General features: G+C 63.7%; 5 protein-coding genes. All 5 read right to left on the bottom strand.

Annotation, left to right across the window (positions count from 1 at the left end):
* The coding region (locus EN750_RS26630) for an aldehyde dehydrogenase family protein (RefSeq protein WP_127398395.1) at positions 1-667 on the bottom strand (667 nt) is incomplete at its 3' end.
* A gap of 20 nt (positions 668-687) precedes the next feature.
* Complete coding sequence (locus EN750_RS26625; RefSeq protein ID WP_013528939.1) at positions 688-1,032, bottom strand: cupin domain-containing protein; 345 nt, start codon at positions 1,030-1,032, stop codon at positions 688-690.
* A 22-nt stretch (positions 1,033-1,054) separates the two neighbouring features.
* Positions 1,055-1,396, bottom strand: coding sequence for a cupin domain-containing protein (locus EN750_RS26620; RefSeq protein WP_127398393.1), 342 nt, complete (start codon positions 1,394-1,396; stop codon positions 1,055-1,057).
* Positions 1,397-1,413: 17 nt separating this feature from the next.
* Positions 1,414-1,764, bottom strand: a complete 351-nt coding sequence (locus EN750_RS26615) for a cupin domain-containing protein (protein ID WP_127398391.1) — start codon at positions 1,762-1,764, stop codon at positions 1,414-1,416.
* Positions 1,761-2,999: glycosyltransferase (locus tag EN750_RS26610; protein ID WP_127398389.1), on the bottom strand; the 1,239-nt coding region annotated here is incomplete at its 5' end. The genes EN750_RS26615 and EN750_RS26610, both read right to left, overlap by 4 nt.

Here is a 2,999-nt window from a genome sequence, read left to right as displayed (position 1 = left end):
CCGCATGGGTGCGTTCGGAGGCGATCAGCGCCTGCGCCGTGGCCGCTCCACCAGGCAGGCAGGAGACCAGCCCTTCCGGCAGCGAGCGGAACACGGTCATGTAGTCCAGCGTCGACAGCGTCGTCGCCTCGGCCGGCTTGATGACGCAGGCATTGCCGGCGGCGAGCGATGCGGCGACCGTCCAGCACATCAGCAGGATCGGGAAGTTGTAGGGCATGATGTGGACGGATACGCCATAGGGCTCGTAGCGCGCATACTGGAACGAACCGGCCTGCGTCGTGCCGGCGATCTTGCCGGCATCGTCGCGCGCCATCTCGGCGTAGTAGCGGAAGATCGGCGCGCAGTTGGCGATCTCGCCGATCGCTTCGGGGTAGGGCTTGCCCATCTCGCGCACCATCAGCTCGGCGCAGCGGGTGAAGTTGGCCACCTCGATGGCGTTGGCGACGGCATGCAGGTGCTTGGCGCGGCTCTTGGCGTCGAGCTTTTTCCAGGCGGCCTGCGCCCTGGTCGCGGTGGTGAGCACGGCATCGATCTCGCTATCGCTGGCTGCAGCGATGGCGCCGACTGTTTCGATCGTCGCCGGATCGATCACCGGCTTTGCCGTGCCTGCCATCGGCCGGTAGTCCGGGTTGACGAAGAAGGTCGGCCGGTCAGGGGAGAAATCCATGGACATCCTCTCGGATCCGCTCAGCGGATCATGTAGACCTTCTTGATCGTCTCATGGACGGTGCAGACGCCCTTCCAGTCCTGCGGGAAGAAAGCTGCGGTGTCCGGTTCGATCTCGATGACCTCGCCGGATTCGTGGACGTAGGTGCAGCGTCCTTCGAGGAAGTGGCAGAACTCGTCGCGGGTGACATGGCAGTGCCATTTCCCTGGTGTGCAGACCCAAAGCCCGCATTCGGAGCGGCCTTCCGGCCCCTTGTACAGCAGCTTGCCCGAGGTGTGGGATTGCCCCTCGATCATGGTCGGGATGACGCCCCAGTCGACGAGGTCGGTAATGGTGAGCGGGGATTTCATGATGGGTGTGGTCATGTCGATTTCCTTGAAAGGGTGCTCAGCGGCACATGAAGGCCTTGATCAGCGTTTGCGTGATGATGGAGGTGCCGGTCCAGCCGGCTGGAAAGAACACCAGCGTGCCGGCCTCGACCGGGATCTCTTCGCCGTCGTCATGGACATAGCTGCCGCGGCCTGAGAGGAAATGGCAGAACTCGTCGGCGTCGAACGTGACCTTGCGCGTGCCCGGCGTGCACGACCACAGGCCGCATTCGCTCGATCCGTCCGGGTTCCGGGACAGGACCCTGCCCGAGGCGCGCGGTGAACCGGCGAGCGTGTTGCTGCCCGCGCCCCAGTCCTCCAGTTCCACGGTCGAGGCCTTCGGCCAGTGCGGTGTCGGCATGTCGTCAAGCTCCGTGGTCAGGCCAGCATGTAGACGTTGCGCATGGTCTCATGCACGGTGCATTCACCCGTCCAGCCGGCCGGGAACATGACCACGGTGCCGGCCGAGACTTCTACCACTTCACCGACATCCGACCGGTAGGTCGCGCGGCCGGCGACGAAATGGCACAATTCATCGCGCGGGATGCTCAGGCGCCAGCGGCCTGGCGTGCACACCCAGATGCCGGATTCCGGCTGGTTGTTCGGGCCTTTGTGCACGAGCCTGCCGGTGGAGTGCGAAGCGCCTTCCAATGCGTCAGGTTGGGCGCCCCAGTCGACGAGGTCGGTGCGGGTGGTGGCCTGGTGGAGGTGGGGAGCGGAGGAGGTCATAGCAGCGTCTCCAGCAACCCGGCTGCTTTCTCCGGCCCATTCTGCGCGCGCATCTGCGCCGATGTCTTCGCCAGCTTCGCTTTCATCGCCGGGTCGGTCAGGCAGGTTTCGATTTTGGCAATCAGCTCGGCATCGGTCCAGTCGTAGCGCGGCATGCCGAAGCCGTGGCCGGTTTCCTCTACGCGGGTGGCGTTGTCGTGGCCGTCCCAGACATAGGGCATGATGATCGCCGGCTTGCCGAAATAGAGGCACTCGGTGAAGGAGTTGTTGCCGCCATGGTGGATCACCGCATCGACCTGCGGGATAACCGAAGGCTGCGGGAACCAGCTCTCGACGATCACGTTGGCGGGCACGTCCGTGTACTGGTCCTTGTAGCCGCCGACATTGACCAGAGCCCGGTAGCGCGTCTTGCCCAGCGTCGCGATAATGCGCTTCAACAGGTCGACATCGCCGGCGCCGAGGCTGCCGAAGGAGACATAGAGCAGCGGCCCGTCATTGTTTTTGGCGAATGTCGGCACCGTGTAGGGTTTCTCCTGCCGCACGCAGCCTTCCAGATACTGGAACTTTGCCGGGTCGAGCGGGTGGCGGCGCTTGAACTTTGCCGCTTCGGGATAGAGCAGCAGGTTCAAATAGGGCGAGGCCTCGAAGAACTGGCCGATCGGATAAGGCGCCTCGTTGTTGGCGGCGAGGAAGGCGTTGAAGTCGTCATGGATCGGCTTGATCACCGCGTTGAAATGATCGCGGTAGCGCTGGTGACCGGCGTGGTCGTTCTCGCCGCAGCCGGAGAGATGGGGCGGGATGTCCTCGTCGTCGATCTCGTTTTCCGAGCAGGAGATGACGCGCACCCAGGGTTTGCCGAACTGCTTGATGGCCGGAAACAGGATGACGTTGTCGACGCAGATCACATCCGGCTTGATGGCTGAGAGAACGCGCGGCAGATCCTTCTGCGCCCATTTGGCGCTGTCGACGATCGCCGTCCAGCAATCCTTGACGTAATTGTCGACCTGATCGTAAGGCGATTTGCGGAAGTTCGGGATGTGGCCGTTGATGAAATCCTCCCAGAATTTCGCCATCTGCTCGGGCGGCATCGGCTCCGACAGGTTCACCGGATGCGCCTCGAAACCGTAGCCCTTGTAGACATCGACAAAGCCGGGGTCGGACAGGAAAACGGCTTTGTGGCCGCGCGCCTCGACCGCCTGGGCGATGCCGACGGAATTGAGCGCCGGGCCGTAGGC

This window comes from Mesorhizobium sp. M7A.F.Ca.ET.027.03.2.1 (genome assembly GCF_003999175.1).
GTDB lineage: Bacteria > Pseudomonadota > Alphaproteobacteria > Rhizobiales > Rhizobiaceae > Mesorhizobium.
The sequence above is the reverse complement of the archived record's forward strand: the minus strand, read 5'-3'. Positions and strand labels throughout refer to the sequence as shown.